16 protein-coding genes are annotated in these 16456 nt (G+C 32.5%); 8 read left to right on the forward strand and 8 right to left on the reverse strand.

Annotation, left to right across the window (positions count from 1 at the left end; all coding sequences use genetic code 11):
* Window positions 1-126: 126 nt before the first annotated feature.
* The 6 genes from Q1W72_RS03870 (at window position 127) to Q1W72_RS03895 (ending at window position 5068) form a co-directional block, all read left to right on the forward strand.
* Complete coding sequence (locus tag Q1W72_RS03870; protein ID WP_143394902.1) at window positions 127-1839, forward strand: tetratricopeptide repeat-containing sensor histidine kinase; 1713 nt, start codon at window positions 127-129, stop codon at window positions 1837-1839.
* 11 nt (window positions 1840-1850) lie between these two features.
* Entirely contained in the window at window positions 1851-2519 is a 669-nt protein-coding gene (locus tag Q1W72_RS03875; protein WP_099716012.1) for a response regulator transcription factor, read from the forward strand.
* 186 nt (window positions 2520-2705) lie between these two features.
* Entirely contained in the window at window positions 2706-2993 is a 288-nt protein-coding gene (locus tag Q1W72_RS03880) for a hypothetical protein (RefSeq protein ID WP_099716013.1), read from the forward strand.
* A gap of 184 nt (window positions 2994-3177) precedes the next feature.
* Window positions 3178-3483 carry a hypothetical protein gene (locus Q1W72_RS03885; RefSeq protein WP_302137425.1) on the forward strand — a complete coding sequence of 102 codons (306 nt, stop codon included), beginning with the start codon at window positions 3178-3180 and terminating at the stop codon, window positions 3481-3483.
* Between the two features lie 18 nt (window positions 3484-3501).
* Entirely contained in the window at window positions 3502-3792 is a 291-nt protein-coding gene (locus Q1W72_RS03890; RefSeq protein ID WP_302137426.1) for a hypothetical protein, read from the forward strand.
* Between the two features lie 472 nt (window positions 3793-4264).
* Window positions 4265-5068: an endonuclease/exonuclease/phosphatase family protein gene (locus Q1W72_RS03895; protein WP_302137427.1), complete on the forward strand. Its 804-nt coding sequence runs from the start codon at window positions 4265-4267 to the stop codon at window positions 5066-5068.
* A gap of 1 nt (window position 5069) precedes the next feature.
* Here the strand turns inward: Q1W72_RS03895 and Q1W72_RS03900 are convergent, their stop codons facing one another.
* Window positions 5070-5912, reverse strand: a complete 843-nt coding sequence (locus Q1W72_RS03900; protein WP_302137428.1) for an isoaspartyl peptidase/L-asparaginase — start codon at window positions 5910-5912, stop codon at window positions 5070-5072.
* Between the two features lie 61 nt (window positions 5913-5973).
* Complete coding sequence (locus tag Q1W72_RS03905; protein WP_099716018.1) at window positions 5974-6846, reverse strand: cyanophycinase; 873 nt, start codon at window positions 6844-6846, stop codon at window positions 5974-5976.
* A gap of 263 nt (window positions 6847-7109) precedes the next feature.
* Between Q1W72_RS03905 and cphA the strand changes: the two genes are divergently transcribed.
* Window positions 7110-9734: a cyanophycin synthetase gene (cphA, locus tag Q1W72_RS03910; RefSeq protein ID WP_302137429.1), complete on the forward strand. Its 2625-nt coding sequence runs from the start codon at window positions 7110-7112 to the stop codon at window positions 9732-9734.
* Window positions 9735-9862: 128 nt separating this feature from the next.
* On the opposite strand, the gene Q1W72_RS03915 is transcribed toward cphA, so the two are convergent.
* Window positions 9863-11122, reverse strand: a complete 1260-nt coding sequence (locus Q1W72_RS03915) for an asparagine synthetase B (protein ID WP_099716020.1) — start codon at window positions 11120-11122, stop codon at window positions 9863-9865.
* 346 nt (window positions 11123-11468) lie between these two features.
* Between Q1W72_RS03915 and Q1W72_RS03920 the strand changes: the two genes are divergently transcribed.
* Complete coding sequence (locus Q1W72_RS03920; protein WP_158589729.1) at window positions 11469-12149, forward strand: DUF547 domain-containing protein; 681 nt, start codon at window positions 11469-11471, stop codon at window positions 12147-12149.
* A gap of 47 nt (window positions 12150-12196) precedes the next feature.
* Here Q1W72_RS03920 and Q1W72_RS03925 read toward each other — a convergent pair whose 3' ends face one another.
* The 5 genes from Q1W72_RS03925 to dnaB form a co-directional block, all read right to left on the reverse strand.
* Window positions 12197-12865, reverse strand: coding sequence for a response regulator transcription factor (locus Q1W72_RS03925; RefSeq protein WP_302137430.1), 669 nt, complete (start codon window positions 12863-12865; stop codon window positions 12197-12199).
* Window positions 12866-12868: 3 nt separating this feature from the next.
* A complete protein-coding gene (locus Q1W72_RS03930; protein WP_099716023.1) occupies window positions 12869-13660 on the reverse strand; it encodes a sensor histidine kinase in 792 nt (263 codons plus the stop codon).
* Window positions 13657-14295, reverse strand: coding sequence for a hypothetical protein (locus Q1W72_RS03935; protein WP_302137431.1), 639 nt, complete (start codon window positions 14293-14295; stop codon window positions 13657-13659). The genes Q1W72_RS03930 and Q1W72_RS03935 overlap by 4 nt, the downstream gene beginning before the upstream one ends.
* Window positions 14296-14300: 5 nt before the next feature.
* On the reverse strand, window positions 14301-14693 hold the full coding sequence (locus Q1W72_RS03940; protein ID WP_099716025.1) for a hypothetical protein: 393 nt from the start codon (window positions 14691-14693) through the stop codon (window positions 14301-14303).
* 178 nt (window positions 14694-14871) lie between these two features.
* The gene (gene dnaB / locus Q1W72_RS03945) at window positions 14872-16416 is read right to left on the reverse strand and encodes a replicative DNA helicase (RefSeq protein WP_099716026.1); all 1545 of its coding nucleotides are present in this window, start codon (window positions 16414-16416) and stop codon (window positions 14872-14874) included.
* Between the last annotated feature and the right edge of the window lie 40 nt (window positions 16417-16456).

The following is a 16456-nucleotide window of genomic DNA, read 5'->3' on the forward strand; positions in this document are numbered from 1 at the left end:
TAAAACACTGAGGATAATTTAATTGACACATCGAAACTGAAAACTCTAACTCTTCCTGTAAAACTATACTCTAAATTGCTTAGGAGATATATTCAGTATTTTAATTAATTTCTGTATTTTCGGGAAATGATAACAAAAAATCTATGCAAATATATTTCAGTACTAACTATCTTGATCTTCTTGCAATCTTGTGAGAAGAAACAAAATTCTTGGAAAAGATCAAAAGCAGATCGAGTCGAAACGGACAGATATATAGATGCAGGAGATAGCCTTTTAAAAAAATGGGATTACGATAAAGCCTATTACTATTATTCTAAAGCTAAATTATCTGCTGAATCAAAAAAAGACACTTCTCGAATGATTCTTTCATTAATAAATTTAGCAACAATCCATTATACCCAAACTGATTATAGTGGAGCTGAAACTGTAGTGATTGAAACTATTCCATTACTTGAAACAAAAAAAGATCACTCTTACAACTTTGACTTAAACCTAACTTTAGGAAATATTTATTCAAACACTTTCGATTATGAGAATGCTATATATTGTTATAATAAAGCATCACTTATCAAAACAACAACTCCTATTGAAAAATTAGTTTCTTTAAATAATATTGCAGTTGTATATCTACAAATGAAAGAATTTAAAAAAGCGATTACTATACTAGAGCCTTTAATTACTAAAAAAGAAATCTTGAATGACTCCTCTAACTATTCAAGAATTTTGACAAACTTAGGGTATTGTTATTTTAAAACAGGTAATGCTAAAGCGTTAAATTATTTAAACAAATCACTTCAAATAAGACTTAAAAGAAATGATATTGGTAAAATATCAAGCTACGCTTATCTATCCGAATATTACCAAAAAACGAATAAAAATTTAGCAAATGAATATGCATTATTAGCGTATGATGCTGCTACAAAATTAAAATGCCCAGATGACCGTCTTTACAGCTTAAAATTATTAATACAAAACAGTTCAGCAAATAAATCAAAAGAATATTCTCTAAAATACCTACATATTAATGACAGTATCACTAAAGTAAGACAAAAGGCTAAAAATCAATTTGCTAAAATCAAATACGATTCAAAAAAAGAAAAAGATGAAAATCTGAAATTAAAAGCCCAAAAAACACTTCAATTAGAACATCAAAAAAAGAGAAATCTAGTGTTATATACAGTTGTGGGAATCATTATTGCAATAAGTATTTTTATAACTAATCTCCTTTTAGCCAGAAATAAAAGAGAAAAAATTAAAGCTTCCTATACTACTGAAATTCGAATTGCTAAAAAACTTCACGATGAATTAGCAAATGATGTATATCATACCATGGCATTTGCTGAAACTCAAGATTTATCAACAACACATAATAAAGAAATATTAATTTCCAATCTAGACACCATTTATTCAAGAACTCGAAATATCTCCAGAGAAAACAATGCTATGGAAACTGGACCGTTATTTATATCTGATTTGAAAGAAATGATGTCCGGTTTTAATACTCAAGAAGTAAATGTGATAACTAATGGAATGGATTCTATCAATTGGATGAAAATAGAAAGTAACAAAAAAATCATCATTTATCGTGTTATCCAAGAATTGCTAGTCAACATGAAAAAACATAGTCAATGCAGTTTAGTTGTTCTAACTTTTAAAAAAATAGGAGACAAATTACAAATAGACTACACTGATAACGGGGTCGGAGCAACTATAAAACAATTAAATTCAAAAAATGGACTTCAAAATGTGGAAAACCGTATTCAGGCCATAAAAGGATTAATTAATTTTGACACTAAATCAAATAAAGGATTTAAAGTGCAATTTATTATTCCAATATAATACTCGATTCTATGTTCCATAAAGTTTTAATAGCCGAAGATTTAGACAGTATTAGTATAGCAGTTGTTCAAGCTCTGGAAGAAATTTCTATCTTAGAAATTAATCATGCCAAATACTGTGATGATGCTTTTTTAAAAATAAAAAAAGCACTTCATGACAATCAGCCCTATGACTTATTAATTAGTGATTTATCATTTAAACCTGACCATCGAGAAAACAGACTAAACTCAGGCGAAGAACTAATTGAGGCAGTAAAAAAAGCACAACCGGATATCAAGACTATAGTATTCTCCATAGAAGACAAATCTTTCAGAATAAAATCACTATTCAATAACTTGGGAATTAATGCCTATGTATCTAAAGGGAGAGACAGTATTCCTGAGCTAAAGAAAGCGATACAACGCATTTATAATAATGAAGAAATTAAACCTTCAGCTGAAATATCTCATGCATTAAGAGACAAATCGCTATTTGAAATTGAATCCTATGACATTTCACTATTAAAATCATTATCTAAAGGTTTGACTCTTGAAGATATTTCATCAGAATTTAAACATTCAGGAATCATCCCAAATGGTAGCAGCAGTCTCGAAAAACGAATCAACAGATTAAAAATATACTTCAAAGCCAGTAATAATGTGCATCTTATTGCTATTACCAAAGATTTAGGCTTAGTTTAAGCTAATTTTTCTCCAATAAAAACGGTGCAACAATCAATAAAATTCGTTAAAGAAAATCGCAATTTCAAATCTTAGAAATTGGATATCATTTAATTTTTTAAAATAATTACCTCTTTTACGGTTTCCCGTAAAGAAATGGTTTTTAAAGATATTAGGTTTGGCTAATAAAACTTTAAATCATATAAAATGGCAGATTTCACGAGAGAAGACTTAGCATTTACTGGATATTCACAAACTATAAATGCTGACGATTATCCTAAAACTATCGAAGTTCTTGATAGGATTTATGTTGATAAAACAGAAGAATTTGAAGTAATTCATTTCTGTAATCAGTTTCTAAAGAAATATAAAGTTCCTCAAACCAAAGCAAGTTTTCAAAAAGCAGAAAGCTTTTTACAACATCCCTCTTTGGAAAATGAAATCTACCGATCTCAATTATTAGACTGGATTGCAAGCAATTGGATAAAAATATAATAGCCGTTTATTTCAATGCACTAAATTCAGAATTTCAGAATATTTTATAAGCACGAGAGCTTATAAAGTATTGTGGTGTTTTTTTCAATGGTTTACGGGTTCCCGTAAGGTAATCTCTTTTATCAAACTTACTTTTGAGAAGATAAAAAATCCAAATCATTTTCAAAAAAATAATTTTTAGGTCATGACGAGAAACGAAACTATATCCATTCTGAACGTATCAGAAAAAAATAAAGAGGAATTAATTCTAGATAAATGGGATGAAAAACTAAATGACTATGATAATTATGTCAAAGAATATCTCATACATTATAAAAAATCTCTTAAAGGGAATATGGCTTCATTATCAAAATACCCTTATTTAAAAGTAAAATCTGAAAGTTTAAGCAAAAAATTGAATAAAGGAATCAAGAAAGAGTTATTGACGAAAAAGCAACTCACAAAGGTTTTTAAAATTCGAGAAAAAATCGTGAATGCATGTTGTAATTAATATAGTCTTTAAAAACAAATGAAAAAAATTATAATTCTAGGACTCTTGTTATTCATAGCATTATTCTCTTATACTTCAAAAAAACAACCCGAAAAACAAAGGAATACACAAAATAAATATGATGCTAATGAAAGGCAACTGATAATCAATAGAAGGGATTATCCATTAAATAAATTTGATGAGTCAATAAAAAGCACCATAGACATTTCTGCTAAAAAACATCCTGTAAAACATTTTTCCAGACATCGAAAAGGAAAAATTATCTACATAAAAAACCAAACAAAAACTCATACTATTGATATTAAATAAAGCGGTTTTTGTTTTTTATCTCAAATGAGGAAAACCGTAAAATAATATTTTTTTAAGCATGTAGTTTTAAACTAATAAAAATTAAATCAATGAAGTCATTACTTATTTTGAAATCTAATCTATTATACGCTGCACATATTGCAATAATTCTTTTTGGCTCTATATGCATCATCTATTTAGTCTACAAAATTTGGAAAAGGAGATAAGAATAAAAGAAATTTTATTTTTATCGTTAAGGTTTATAAAAGGAAGATTCATTAAATTGTAAATTTAAAAGCTTAAAATTACATAACAAAAATTTCAAAGTTATTTCACTATTTTTGCTATTAAATCAGTTTAGTCAGAAAGGTAATAAAGAGAAAAATCAAAGCAAAATATACTCTATTCATAATTTAATATGAGCTCCAACAATTGCTGACAGTTAATTTCGTTATTGTTTAACTAAATAACTTAAAAATACAATCCCCTAAAATTGAAATCCCTCTTTTCTCTACTACTATTTCTTATTTCAACCTTTTGTTTCTCACAAACCAAACTCCTTTCTTGGAACATAGAAAACCTTGGTAAATCTAAATCAGATGAAACGATAAACTATATCGCCAATACACTTCGTGATTACGATATCATTGCAATCCAAGAGGTTGTAGCGGGTTATGGCGGTGCTCAAGCAGTAGCGCGATTAGCAGATGAACTCAACCGCAAAGGAGCCAAATGGGATTATGTAATCAGCGACCCAACCAGTAGTAGTGCATACAAAACGGAACGCTATGCTTTTATATGGAAAACGAGCAAATTGAAAAAGATAGGTAGCGCTTGGCTCGAAAAAAAATACCATTTAGAGATTGATAGAGAACCGTATTTTTGCACCTTTCAATATGAAAACAAACAATTTACTGTCGTTAATTTTCATGCTATCACTAAAAATAGGCAACCTGAAACCGAAATAAGATACTTTAAGTTTTTACCCGATGAATATCCTAACTTGAATTTAATATTTGCAGGAGATTTCAATTGTCCGCAATCGCACACGGTTTTTAATCCTTTGAAAAAAATGGGGTATCAATCGATTTTAGTCAACCAGAAAACCTCTTTGAAACAAGAATGTAAAAATGGTAAATGTCTAGCATCTGAATTTGACAATATGTACTACAGAACTTCAAAAATTAATACTATAAATTCAGGAATTATCCCTTTTCATAAAAACTTTAATTCATTAAAAGAAGCTAGAATAATATCAGATCATATTCCTATTTGGTTTGAATTTTCTTTGAATTAAATTAATCGAAAACTTCAAAATTATCTCCGTCAAAACTGGCAAAAACCATACTAGGATGTGAATCCTGATGAAACATATTTCCCTTATTATCGATAGCAATTGCACCAGCAAAACCATCATAAGGCTTTAATTCATTGAATGTTTTAGTAAAGGCATCTTGCAATGTAAAACCATCAGTAACACGAGTCACGATTTTGGTAGCGGTGGCATTACTCACAATATCCTCTCCTACTCCTGTCAAGCTCACTCCACAAAATGCATTGGCATAATTTCCCGCTACTGTAGCCGAATCTGAAATGCGTCCCGGAATTTCAAAACCTTTACCTCCTGTGGAAGTAGCAACAGCAATTTTTCCATTAGTATCCAAAGCTACACAACCCACAGTCCCGGTTCCTAGAGATTTTAGCTTTGCTTCATATTCAGCTCGACGTTGTGGAATCTCAGTTGAAAAAGCTTTGAAACCATTCTCCCTTGCAAAATTCGTTGCTCCGCTTCCACCTAAAACCCTATCGTCATAATTCATCAATATTTGAGCAACCTGAACTGGATTTTTAACTTCTTCAATATTGATAACACCGCTCATTTTCTGAGTTACTCCATCCATAACAGCAGCGCTCATCCTGATTTTTCCGTCACTTTGAATTTGGGAACCAATTCCCGCATTAAACAATTCATCGTCTTCCAAAAGTGACACTGCATAAACAACCGTTTCCAATGCCGAATGTGTTTTTAAAAAATCGTACGAATCTTTTACAATTCGCTCTAATGCATTTTGTTTGGCAACTTTTGTTTCGTGATTGGTAGATGATTCCGAAAAAAAACCTCCGTGTATAATTAGTTTCATAATGTATCGGGTGCAGCTTCCAGATTTCGACAGTTATCTAAATACAGAAAGGCTTTCTTATTTATACGTAGTGTGAAGATTGAATGTGCATTTTATGCGTTTCGAGATTGTAAGTGTCAAATTTACTCATAACGTGCGTTACCAAATGTGAGATTGATATGGGCTGACCTAATTCAACTTTTGTCAAATTAGTGTCTTTTATTTCACGACCATCCACCAAAATAACTAATCCGGAACCTATAGCTTCCATTTGGGTATTATTGGTAATTAACAAACCAGTATCTTCTCCAAGTCCTATTCCCAATACTCTTGGATTACCAACAACAGCTTGAAAAAGCCTGCCAATTCTACCACGCTGTACAAAATGGGTATCGATAATAACACCATCAATTAAGCCTAATCCACTTGAAATTTTCACTTCGCCTTTCAATAAAGCTTCAGAACTGCTGCCTTGATAAATCATATTATTAGATGCCGCAGCTGCTCCTGCTGAAGTTCCTGCATAGATAAACTCTTCATTATGGTATTTATCCAGTAAAATATCATGAAATGGTGTTCCGCCAAGAATGGATGTCAATCGCAATTGATCGCCTCCGGTAAACATAACAATATCTGCAGCTTTTAATCGGGCTAAAACTTCCTCATCAGCTGCTTGTTCCCGTCTTTCTATAGTAAGTATATCTACATTTTTAGCATTCAAATATTCAAATGCCTTAACATATTCTGGACCTATTTCGCGCGGAATAATTGAAGCGGTTGTAATGACTTCTATTCGTGAATTCTCTTTGTGTTTTGACTCGTTTAATATCCTTTTTAAAATGCCTGCTTCAAAAAAGTTTAAATTGCTAGTTGCATTTTTATCTAAATCAGTTTCAGTAAAACTTCCTTTATCTACCGCACCTCCTATTATTATTAGTTTTCCTAGTATATTCATTTTGTAAAAATAACCAAAAAGATAAAAGAAGCTATTGAACTAAGCTTTTTTTTTAAATTATCACAAACTCAATATTTATTGTTTATTTTTAAGGTAATAAATTTTGATTCCTATTTTTAAAAAACTACTTTAGTTGGATTCTATACTTTTTTTTAAAAAAAATACCGTCTCAAATCAGCTCTTTTCCTAAGTTAGAATCTATTTCATTTAAAATTAAGTCATTACATATCCATTTTTTAGTTCAAAAATAATCTTTCCGTTTTATGAAAATAATTAAAGTACAAGCACTTCGTGGCCCCAATATTTGGAGTATCCAAAGAAAAAAATTAATCCAAATGCGATTGGATTTGGAAGAAATGGAACAGTTTCCTACTAATAAAATAGAAGGATTTAGAGAACGCATCGAAGCTATGTTTCCTACGATGATTGAGCACCGTTGTTCCGAAGGGTGTCGTGGCGGATTTTTTTCCAGAGTAGAACGAGGTACTTGGATGGGACATGTTATTGAGCATATTGCCCTTGAAATTCAGTCTTTAGCTGGCATGGAAACTGGTTTTGGAAGGACTCGTGAAACCAAAACTCCCGGAACCTATAATGTAGTCTTTAGTTATACCGAAGAAAATGTGGGGCTTTTTGCTGCAGAATCTTCTGTTGCTATTGCTGAAGCATTAATTGCCGGAACTGATTATGATTTGAATGCCGACTTACAGAAAATGCGTGAAATACGTGAACGCGTTAGACTAGGACCAAGTACAGGAAGTATTGTAGAAGAAGCCGTTTCCAGAAATATTCCTTGGATACGATTAGGAACAAATTCTTTGGTTCAATTAGGATATGGAATTAACCAAATGCGTTTTCAGGCAACAATCACCTGTAAAACAAGTAGTATTGCGGTTGATATTGCCTGCAATAAAGAACTTACCAAAAAAATGTTGGACATGGCATCCATTCCTGTTGCCAGCGGAAGTATATGTGTTGACGAAGACGACTTGGCTGAGACCATAAAAAAAATTGGTTACCCAATCGTGTTAAAACCATTGGATGGAAACCACGGAAAAGGTGCCTCAATCAATGTTACGAATTGGGAAGATGCCGTTTCAGGCTTGGCTTTCGCCAAAGAATACAGCAAACGAATCATTGTTGAGAAATTCATCACTGGCTTCGACTTTAGAATATTGGTAATTGATAATAAATTAGTTGCTGCTGCAAAACGAGTTCCTGCTCATGTAATTGGAAACGGAACGGATACTATTCAGCAATTAATTGAAACTACGAATCTGGATCCAAGAAGAGGTTACGGTCATGAAAATGTACTAACACAAATTGATGTCGATAGAGATACCGAAGATTTATTGGAAAAACTAGGCTACACATTAGAAACCATTCCTAGAATTGGTGAAATTGTATTCTTAAAATCTACAGCAAATTTAAGCACTGGCGGAACTTCTGTGGATGTTACCGATATGATGCACCCTGAAAATATATTTCTTGCCGAAAGAATTTCAAGAGTAATTGGACTCGATGTGTGTGGTGTCGATATTATGGCAGAAAATTTAACCCAACCATTAAAAGAAAATGGCGGTGTAATTCTGGAAGTCAATGCAGCTCCTGGATTTAGAATGCACCTTGCTCCTTCTGAAGGATTACCAAGAAACGTTGCCTTGCCCGTAATTGATATGTTATACCCACCGGGAAAATCCTGTCGCATTCCTATAATTGCTGTTACAGGAACCAATGGAAAAACGACCACTACCCGACTTTTGGCTCATATTGTAAAAAATAATGGATTCAAAGTAGGATTCACCACATCCGATGGGATTTATATTCAAAACCATATGATGGAAAAAGGTGATACTACCGGGCCTATCAGTGCTGAATATGTTTTGAGAGATCCAACTGTAGAATTTGCCGTTTTAGAAACCGCTCGAGGAGGAATCCTTCGTTCCGGTTTGGGTTTTAGCAGTTGTGATATTGGAATTATTACTAACATTCAAGAAGATCATTTGGGTTTAAGTGACATTCACACGTTAGATGATTTGGCAAGGGTAAAAGCTACGGTTGTCAAAAGCATCAAGAAAAATGGTTGGGCAGTTTTGAATGGAGACGATGAACATTGTGTGAAAATAGGTCAAGATTTAAATTGCAATGTCGCTTATTTTAGTTTGAGCGAAGACAGTGATTTTATCAAAAAACTTTCTGCCGAAGGTAAAACAGTTGCCGTATATGAAAATGGATACATTACCATCAAAAAAGGAGAATGGAAAATCCGAATTGAACGCGCCACTCATGTTCCATTAACATTAGGCGGAAAAGCAAAATTCATGATAGCCAATGTCCTTGCTGCCACTTTAGCGAGTTATTTGTGGGGATTTAAAACCGAAGATATCAGCCTGTCACTACAAACTTTTATTCCAAGTGCTGCACAAACTCCGGGTCGTATGAATATATTTGAGTTCAAAAAATTCAAAGTATTGATTGACTTTGCCCACAATGCTTCCGGTTATAAAGGTGTTGAAGAATATTTACAAAGTGTTGAAGCTACCAAAAAAATTGGAATTATTGCCGGTGTTGGAGACCGTCGCGACGAAGATATCAAAGAATGTGCTTCGATTGCCGCCCGAATGTTTGACCATATTATCATTCGACAAGAAAAATATCTGAGAGGAAGAACCGAAGATGAAATCATTAATTTAATCCTTGACGGAATTAAAAAATCAGGCAAAACTGTTACCTATGAAATTATCCCTAAAGAAACTGAAGCGATAAAACACGCCATAAATTGTGCCGAAGAAGGAAGTTTCATCACCGCATTAAGCGATGTTGTTACTAATGCCATCGACATTGTACAAGAATATTTAGACAAAGAAAACGAAAACGGAATCGTGTAGTTTTTTCAGGAGCTAATCCTGCTGTCCGTTATATCTTTCTCAGCCTAAAAAGGCAAAGAAAGGATGTCACTGCCATCAGGGCCTAAAAACACAAAAGCCAATCGATTACGATTGGCTTTTGTATTATACTACGTTTTCAATTTTTTCTTTCTCGCTGCAGGAAACAATACATTATTCAGAATCAAACGATATCCCGGCGAATTAGGATGCAAATCCAAAACCGTTGGTGGATCGCCCACTTGGTGCTGAAAATCTTCTGGGTCGTGACCACCATAAAAAGTGAACATTCCCTTCCCTTTTTGACCATGAATGTAACGTGCTTCACCATTAACCTCGCAAGTACCCATCACCAGAATATTCGATTTAATTAAAGGAATATCAAATGCGGTGGTTTGCCCCATGAACCCTTTTACGAGTTGGGTATGATTTTGACAAAGCATACTAGGAATTGGATCCCATTTTGCCGAAAATTCCATTAAAGTAAAATAATCTTTCTCCATAGGAACTCTTCGTTTCGAAGTCATATCAATATCTGAAAATTCATATTGTTCCGGTCTTCTTTCTAAAGTAAAATCTTTGAAAGCAAATGAATTACTGTAATTCATTTTTGATTGGTAATTTCCTTCACTCGGGTCTCCATCAAACATGGTTTCACAAATATCAACACCATCCGCTGCCAAAGCAATATCAAAACTATCCGTTGCAGAACACATGGCAAACATAAACCCACCACCTATGACAAAATCCCTGATTTTTTTAGCAACAGCTCCTTTTTCTTGAGACACTTTAGGAAATCCTAATTTACTTGCCAGTGTTTCTGAATCTTTCTTTTGCTCGATATACCAAGGTGCATTTTTATAAGCGCCATAAAACTTACCATATTGTCCCGTAAAATCCTCATGATGCAAGTGTAGCCAATCATATAGCAACAATTGATCACTCAAAACTTCTTCATCATAAATTGGAGTAAAAGGAATTTCGGCATAAGTCAGTACCATCGTAACTGCATCGTCCCAAGGTTGTTTTCCTTTTGGGGTATAAACAGCAATTTTAGGTGCTTTTTCCAGTACAACAGATTCCATATTTTGGGAAGGACTGGATATTTCATTCAGGATTGCCAATTCATCACCATCGGAAATAACCTCAAAACTCACTCCCCTAATTTGACATTCTTTGCGAATTTCCTCCGCATCAGGTAATAAAAAAGAGCCACCTCGATAGTTAAGCAACCAACTGGCTTTATAATTTTTATCCAAACACCAGTATGTAATTCCGTATGCTTTTAGATGATTCTGTTGACTCGTTTCATCCATTGGCAACAAAATAAAAGAGGCTTTTGCTGTTATACTCAGCAAAAAAATAAGAATATATAGAAATGGTTTCGACATCGATTTTTAATTTTTATACCTCAAAGATAGAAAGTAAGCTATTCAAATTCATGAAATTTAACGATTAAATCTATTCTAAAAATAAGTTTATAGACAAAACACGTAAAAATACGCATAGCCAAACAATTTCCTATTCCTAAATTCGCAGATATCCTATAATCAATGAAGATGAAAAATTTAACAATGAATTCTACCGAAAAAAATAGACCTGTCAATATTAAGAATCTTATAAAAAATGTCGCAATAGTATTTTTAATAATACTTATCATTACTTTCTATGTTTTGTGTTATCAGCTTATTTTCAATTAATATTTCTTTTAAGTTATAAATACAATACCCCATTATTGTGAAAAATTATTACACAACTTTATCAGAAGAAATTCTTTCTCTTGCAAAATCAGGGAAAGATACTGTCACCTTGCGGAGACAACTTTTTTACATCAGACAAGCAAAACTTGAAAAAAGTTTAAATACAGATGATTTAAAAAAGACTTTTTGGATAAATATCTATAATGCTTTTTACCTCATCAACTTAAAAGAAACAAAACAAGGAAAAGAAATTTTCAATCTGAAAAGAATCAAAATTGCACGCGCCATATTTTCATTAAATGATATTGAACACGGTATTTTAAGAAAATACAAATTTAGAATTGGTTTTGGATATATTACAAATCCATTCTACTCTGATTTTATAAAAACCTTAGCTGTAAACAAAGTCGATTACAGAATCCATTTTGCATTGAGAAGTATTAATTTGGAGAAAAAAACTATTGATTATTTCGATTGTGAAGAAATTGAGAAACAACTTACTATCGTTACCAAAGATTTTATTCGTCTGGAAACTGAATTTGATAATGAGTCTAAAACAATTAGAGCTTCCGATTTTTTATTGTCTTATTTGAGAGATTTTGGTGGAAAAAAATCTGTAAAAAAATTATTGGAAACAGTTTTCGAAAGGGATTTAAACGAATACAAACTACGATTTAAAACCTACAAAAGAACAGAAAAATTACAGAGGGTTTCTTGATACAAACATTGAAAAAAAGAAATTAACTTCACGATCCCTTTATAGAATTAATCGTTCAGCAACATCAATTCGTTCTGAACAGCATAAACCACTAAACCGGCAATGTTTCTGGATTCGGTTTTCAGCAACAAATTATTTCTATGTCCTTCTACTGTTCTCGGACTTATAAAAAGTTGTTCAGCAATTTCCACCGTACTTTTTTGAATACAAATAAGTTTAAGCACTTCAATCTCTCGTGGACTAAGAAAGTTGCTGTCAAAATTACTCTTGGTCTTCTTATTAGTCAATACATCAGCCTGAATTATTTTCATGACATAATCCGTGTAATAAAATCCCTTTGAGGTGACTTCTTTAATTGTAGTCAGCAATTCTTGTGGCGTTGCATTTTTTATCAAATACGAAACAGCTCCTACATCAATCATATTAGCCACAAAAGATTTAGAATCATAACTGGTCAGTGCGATGATTTTTAGTTCCGGAAATTCCTTTCGAATAATCTTAGTTGCCTCAACTCCATTTATTATTGGCATTTTTAAATCCATGATAATAATATCAGGATGATTATTTTTATTGTTTTGGAGAAAAGAAATCAATTCATCTCCATTAGAAGCTTCAAAAATAATCTCAATATTTGTTTCGCGTCCCAATAAAAAAGAGATTCCTTTTCTAAAAAGAATCTCGTCATCCACTAATATTATTTTTATAGTTTTGTTCATTCTTTAAAAATTAAAAACTACTGAAATACCTTTATTTATTGATGATTCCAAGGTCATTTTACCGTTTAAAAAAGCGATTCTGCTTTCTATATTTTTCATTCCCAGACCTTTCTGATTTTCATTGTTTTTCATTTCAAAACCAATTCCGTCATCCGTGTAAAAACACCAATTCTTTTCATTCTTATTTTCAAAAACAATCGAAATAAAGGATGCTTTTCCATGACGCAACGAATTGTTCATCAGCTCTTGTAAAATTCTAAATACATGTAAATGTTTATCATTGTCAGTAATATCAAAAGCAGTTTTATTTTCATAATTTACTTTTACAGCTTTGGAACTGCTAAATTCCAAACACAATTCTTCAACACCCGCATGCAATCCAAATTTTTCCAATACTGGAGGCAACAAACCGTGTGCAATTTTCCTTGAATTATCTAATGCTTTGGTCGTAAGATTAATAATATTGGTGGTGATTTCAGCTACCTCATTTTCGGTTAAATTAGGTGTGGTAAGCAAATGACTGTTCAAAGAAACTATATTCAGTTTAGAACTAATATCGTCATGCAAATCCTGGGCAATACGCTTGCGTTCCTCTTCCTGAGTAATAATTACAGCGCTCAAAAGTTCTTTTTGATACTGAATTTCTAAATCTTTTTTTTCTAATTCCTTTTGAATAATTTTCTTTCTTGAAAAATAGAAAAACAATATCAAAACAAATCCCATTAAAAGAAAAGCGACACAACTATAAATTACGATTTCAATTATTTCACTTTCTTGTAGTGTGTTTACTTTCATAAAGCGGTATTAATTTCCTTTTTATAAAAACTTTTTTTCCATTCTATTAAAATAAAAAATTGATTTATAATAATAAGCAAAGCATTCAATATCCAGGTGAACAAACTCATTTTTGGGCTTAAAATAGCTGTCAAATTGCCAACAAGAAATAAAATCGTGCTTCCTAATAAATATATCAGAAGTCCAACATTAACATAATAAAATTCCTTTTTTTCATTCAACATATTATAAAAATGAATGGTGGCATAAATGATTAGCAAAAAAGAGGTGATGAATATTTCGAATAAATTGAATTTAAAAAACAGGCTGGTATCATACGCATATTGTATAGATAAAGCCAATAATCCTATAACCAAACCCGCTTTCACCAGCTTCTTTTGAAACTCTTCTTTTAGAACCGTTATATAAAAAAAGCTCAATAAAATAAATTGGCCAATAAAATAGAAATGAGACAAGAATAAGTTGTTAGTATTCATTCTCATAAAGATATTCGATATGATTTGTATAGTAAAAACCACTCCCAAATACCAAGTGAAGATTTTATAAGCTTTACCTTGATTGGCAAAACCTTTTATAAATAGTATCAGATTAAAAAATAAAATTAAATAACCAATATTTACAAGTACATAATACATTTTAATTATACATTTAAAGGACTTTCAGGATCCCCCGCTGGTGGGCAAGGCGTTGAAAAATCATAAATATTATCTTCCTCGGCAGTCGCATTCCCTACCCCAACGGTAATCATGTCTACATAAATTTTTGTTACAGGATCGTATTTAGTACCTACGATCATCAATTTCTCTACATTATTATCATCTATCCCAATGTAAGCTCTAACGGCATCAACGCCTTCAGCCAATACTTCCAGTAAATCTACTTTTGGAATCAAAAAAGCATTAACATGATGGTGTTTGTTGTAATCTCCTTCTTTTTTAGTCCAACGTTTGGCCCATTTTTGTGCAGTTTTTAAAGGAATTGCATTTACAGTTTTTGTTTGTTTATGGTTTTCAGAAGTAGTTTCTTGTGACATAGGTTTTAGGTTTTGGTCAACACTATATTTAAAATAAAAATCGATAGCTAAACTACTACTTTTTATTGTTTTAACAAAATACATCCTATGTATTGCAAATTAAAAAGCCTAAATCATTCATTTGATTCAGGCTTTTTAATTTTATATTCTAAAAACAATATCTGACTTGTTTAATTTTCTAAAACGGAACGTCACTGTCATCATCCAAATCATTCAAATTACTTCCAAAAGCTTCATTAGCCGAAGGGAGATTTTTAGTGATAAAAGGATTATCTTCTTGGTTCATACTAGACGGTAAATCATCATAACCACCGCTGAAATCTTCCAGATTATCAAACTTACCTAAATGTCCAATAAACTTTAAACGAACGTTTTCAATACTACCATTACGGTGTTTAGCAATCATTATTTCTGCCTGTCCAGTTGTAGGGGAAGCTTCATCATCATCCCATTCATCAATTTTATAATATTCAGGACGGTATAAAAACGATACAATATCGGCATCCTGCTCAATCGCGCCCGATTCACGAAGGTCAGAAAGCAAAGGTCTTTTACTAGAACCACGGGTTTCCACCGCACGCGACAATTGAGAAAGAGCAATAACCGGAACATTTAATTCCTTTGCCAATGCTTTTAAGTTTCGGGAAATCGTGGAAATCTCCTGCTCTCTATTTCCCCCTCCTTTTCCGTTTCCTCCGGCAGTCATCAATTGCAAGTAATCGACAATGATAATTCGGATACCATGCTGTGAAACCAAACGTCGCGCTTTAGCCCTTAAATCGAAAATAGACAAGGAAGGCGTATCATCAATAAACAAAGGTGCTTTTTCTAAATTCTTAACTTTGGTACTCAATTGTTCCCATTCGTGTTTTTCCAGTTTTCCAGTACGCAATTTCTCAGAAGACAAACCAGTTTCAGAAGAAATCAAACGGGTAATCAACTGAACCGATGCCATCTCAAGAGAAAACAAAGCAACTGGCATTCCAAAATCAATTGCCATATTTCGTGCCATCGATAATACAAATGCGGTCTTACCCATCGCTGGCCTCGCTGCAATAATAATTAAATCACTTGGTTGCCAACCTGAGGTAATCTTATCTAATTTATCAAACCCTGTTGCAACACCACTCAGTCCTTCCTGACCTGCAATTTCCTCGATTCTTTTCTTGGCTTGCAATACTAAACTTTGGGCAGTTTCAGAACTACGCTTAATGTTTCCTTGCGTTACTTCGTATAATTTGGATTCAGCTCTATCCAATAAATCAAAAACATCTGTTGTTTCATCATAGGATTCTTCGATGATTTCTGAAGATATTCGAATCAAACTACGCTGAATAAATTTTTGTAAAATGATTCTGGAGTGAAATTCAATGTGTGCCGAAGAAGAAATCTTCTGCGTTAGTTGAATTAAGTAAAAATCACCACCTGCCAACTCTAATTTTGCATTTTTCTTAAGCTGGGCTGAAACGGTTAATAAGTCAATAGGCTGTGTTTCTGTAAACAGTTGAACGATAGCCTCAAAAATATGTTTGTGTGCATCTTTGTAAAAAGCATCAGGTTGTAAAATGTCAATCACATCATCAACCCCTTTTTTATCAATCATCATGGCACCCAGCACCGCCTCTTCTAAATCGAGAACCTGAGGAGGTAATTTCCCTTTTTCTAAGCTTATAATTGTTGTTTTATCCACCTTTACAGGGTTTATATTTCTGAAGTTTTCCATAGAGCGAAAGTAGCAAAAATTAAAAAATTATTATCAATGA

This window comes from Flavobacterium sp. ZE23DGlu08 (assembly GCF_030505335.1).
Classification (GTDB): domain Bacteria; phylum Bacteroidota; class Bacteroidia; order Flavobacteriales; family Flavobacteriaceae; genus Flavobacterium; species Flavobacterium algoritolerans.

What these genes read in the sequence shown, in the direction of transcription:
- Q1W72_RS03870 (WP_143394902.1), top strand. Translation starts at nt 127, where the DNA reads ATGATAACAAAAAATCTATGCAAATATATTTCAGTACTAACTATCTTG.
- Q1W72_RS03875 (WP_099716012.1), top strand. Translation starts at nt 1,851, where the DNA reads ATGTTCCATAAAGTTTTAATAGCCGAAGATTTAGACAGTATTAGTATA.
- Q1W72_RS03880 (WP_099716013.1), top strand. Translation starts at nt 2,706, where the DNA reads ATGGCAGATTTCACGAGAGAAGACTTAGCATTTACTGGATATTCACAA.
- Q1W72_RS03885 (WP_302137425.1), top strand. Translation starts at nt 3,178, where the DNA reads ATGACGAGAAACGAAACTATATCCATTCTGAACGTATCAGAAAAAAAT.
- Q1W72_RS03890 (WP_302137426.1), top strand. Translation starts at nt 3,502, where the DNA reads ATGAAAAAAATTATAATTCTAGGACTCTTGTTATTCATAGCATTATTC.
- Q1W72_RS03900 (WP_302137428.1), bottom strand. Translation starts at nt 5,912, where the DNA reads ATGAAACTAATTATACACGGAGGTTTTTTTTCGGAATCATCTACCAAT.
- Q1W72_RS03905 (WP_099716018.1), bottom strand. Translation starts at nt 6,846, where the DNA reads ATGAATATACTAGGAAAACTAATAATAATAGGAGGTGCGGTAGATAAA.
- cphA (WP_302137429.1), top strand. Translation starts at nt 7,110, where the DNA reads ATGAAAATAATTAAAGTACAAGCACTTCGTGGCCCCAATATTTGGAGT.
- Q1W72_RS03915 (WP_099716020.1), bottom strand. Translation starts at nt 11,122, where the DNA reads ATGTCGAAACCATTTCTATATATTCTTATTTTTTTGCTGAGTATAACA.
- Q1W72_RS03925 (WP_302137430.1), bottom strand. Translation starts at nt 12,865, where the DNA reads ATGAACAAAACTATAAAAATAATATTAGTGGATGACGAGATTCTTTTT.
- Q1W72_RS03930 (WP_099716023.1), bottom strand. Translation starts at nt 13,660, where the DNA reads ATGAAAGTAAACACACTACAAGAAAGTGAAATAATTGAAATCGTAATT.
- Q1W72_RS03935 (WP_302137431.1), bottom strand. Translation starts at nt 14,295, where the DNA reads ATGTATTATGTACTTGTAAATATTGGTTATTTAATTTTATTTTTTAAT.
- Q1W72_RS03940 (WP_099716025.1), bottom strand. Translation starts at nt 14,693, where the DNA reads ATGTCACAAGAAACTACTTCTGAAAACCATAAACAAACAAAAACTGTA.
- dnaB (WP_099716026.1), bottom strand. Translation starts at nt 16,416, where the DNA reads ATGGAAAACTTCAGAAATATAAACCCTGTAAAGGTGGATAAAACAACA.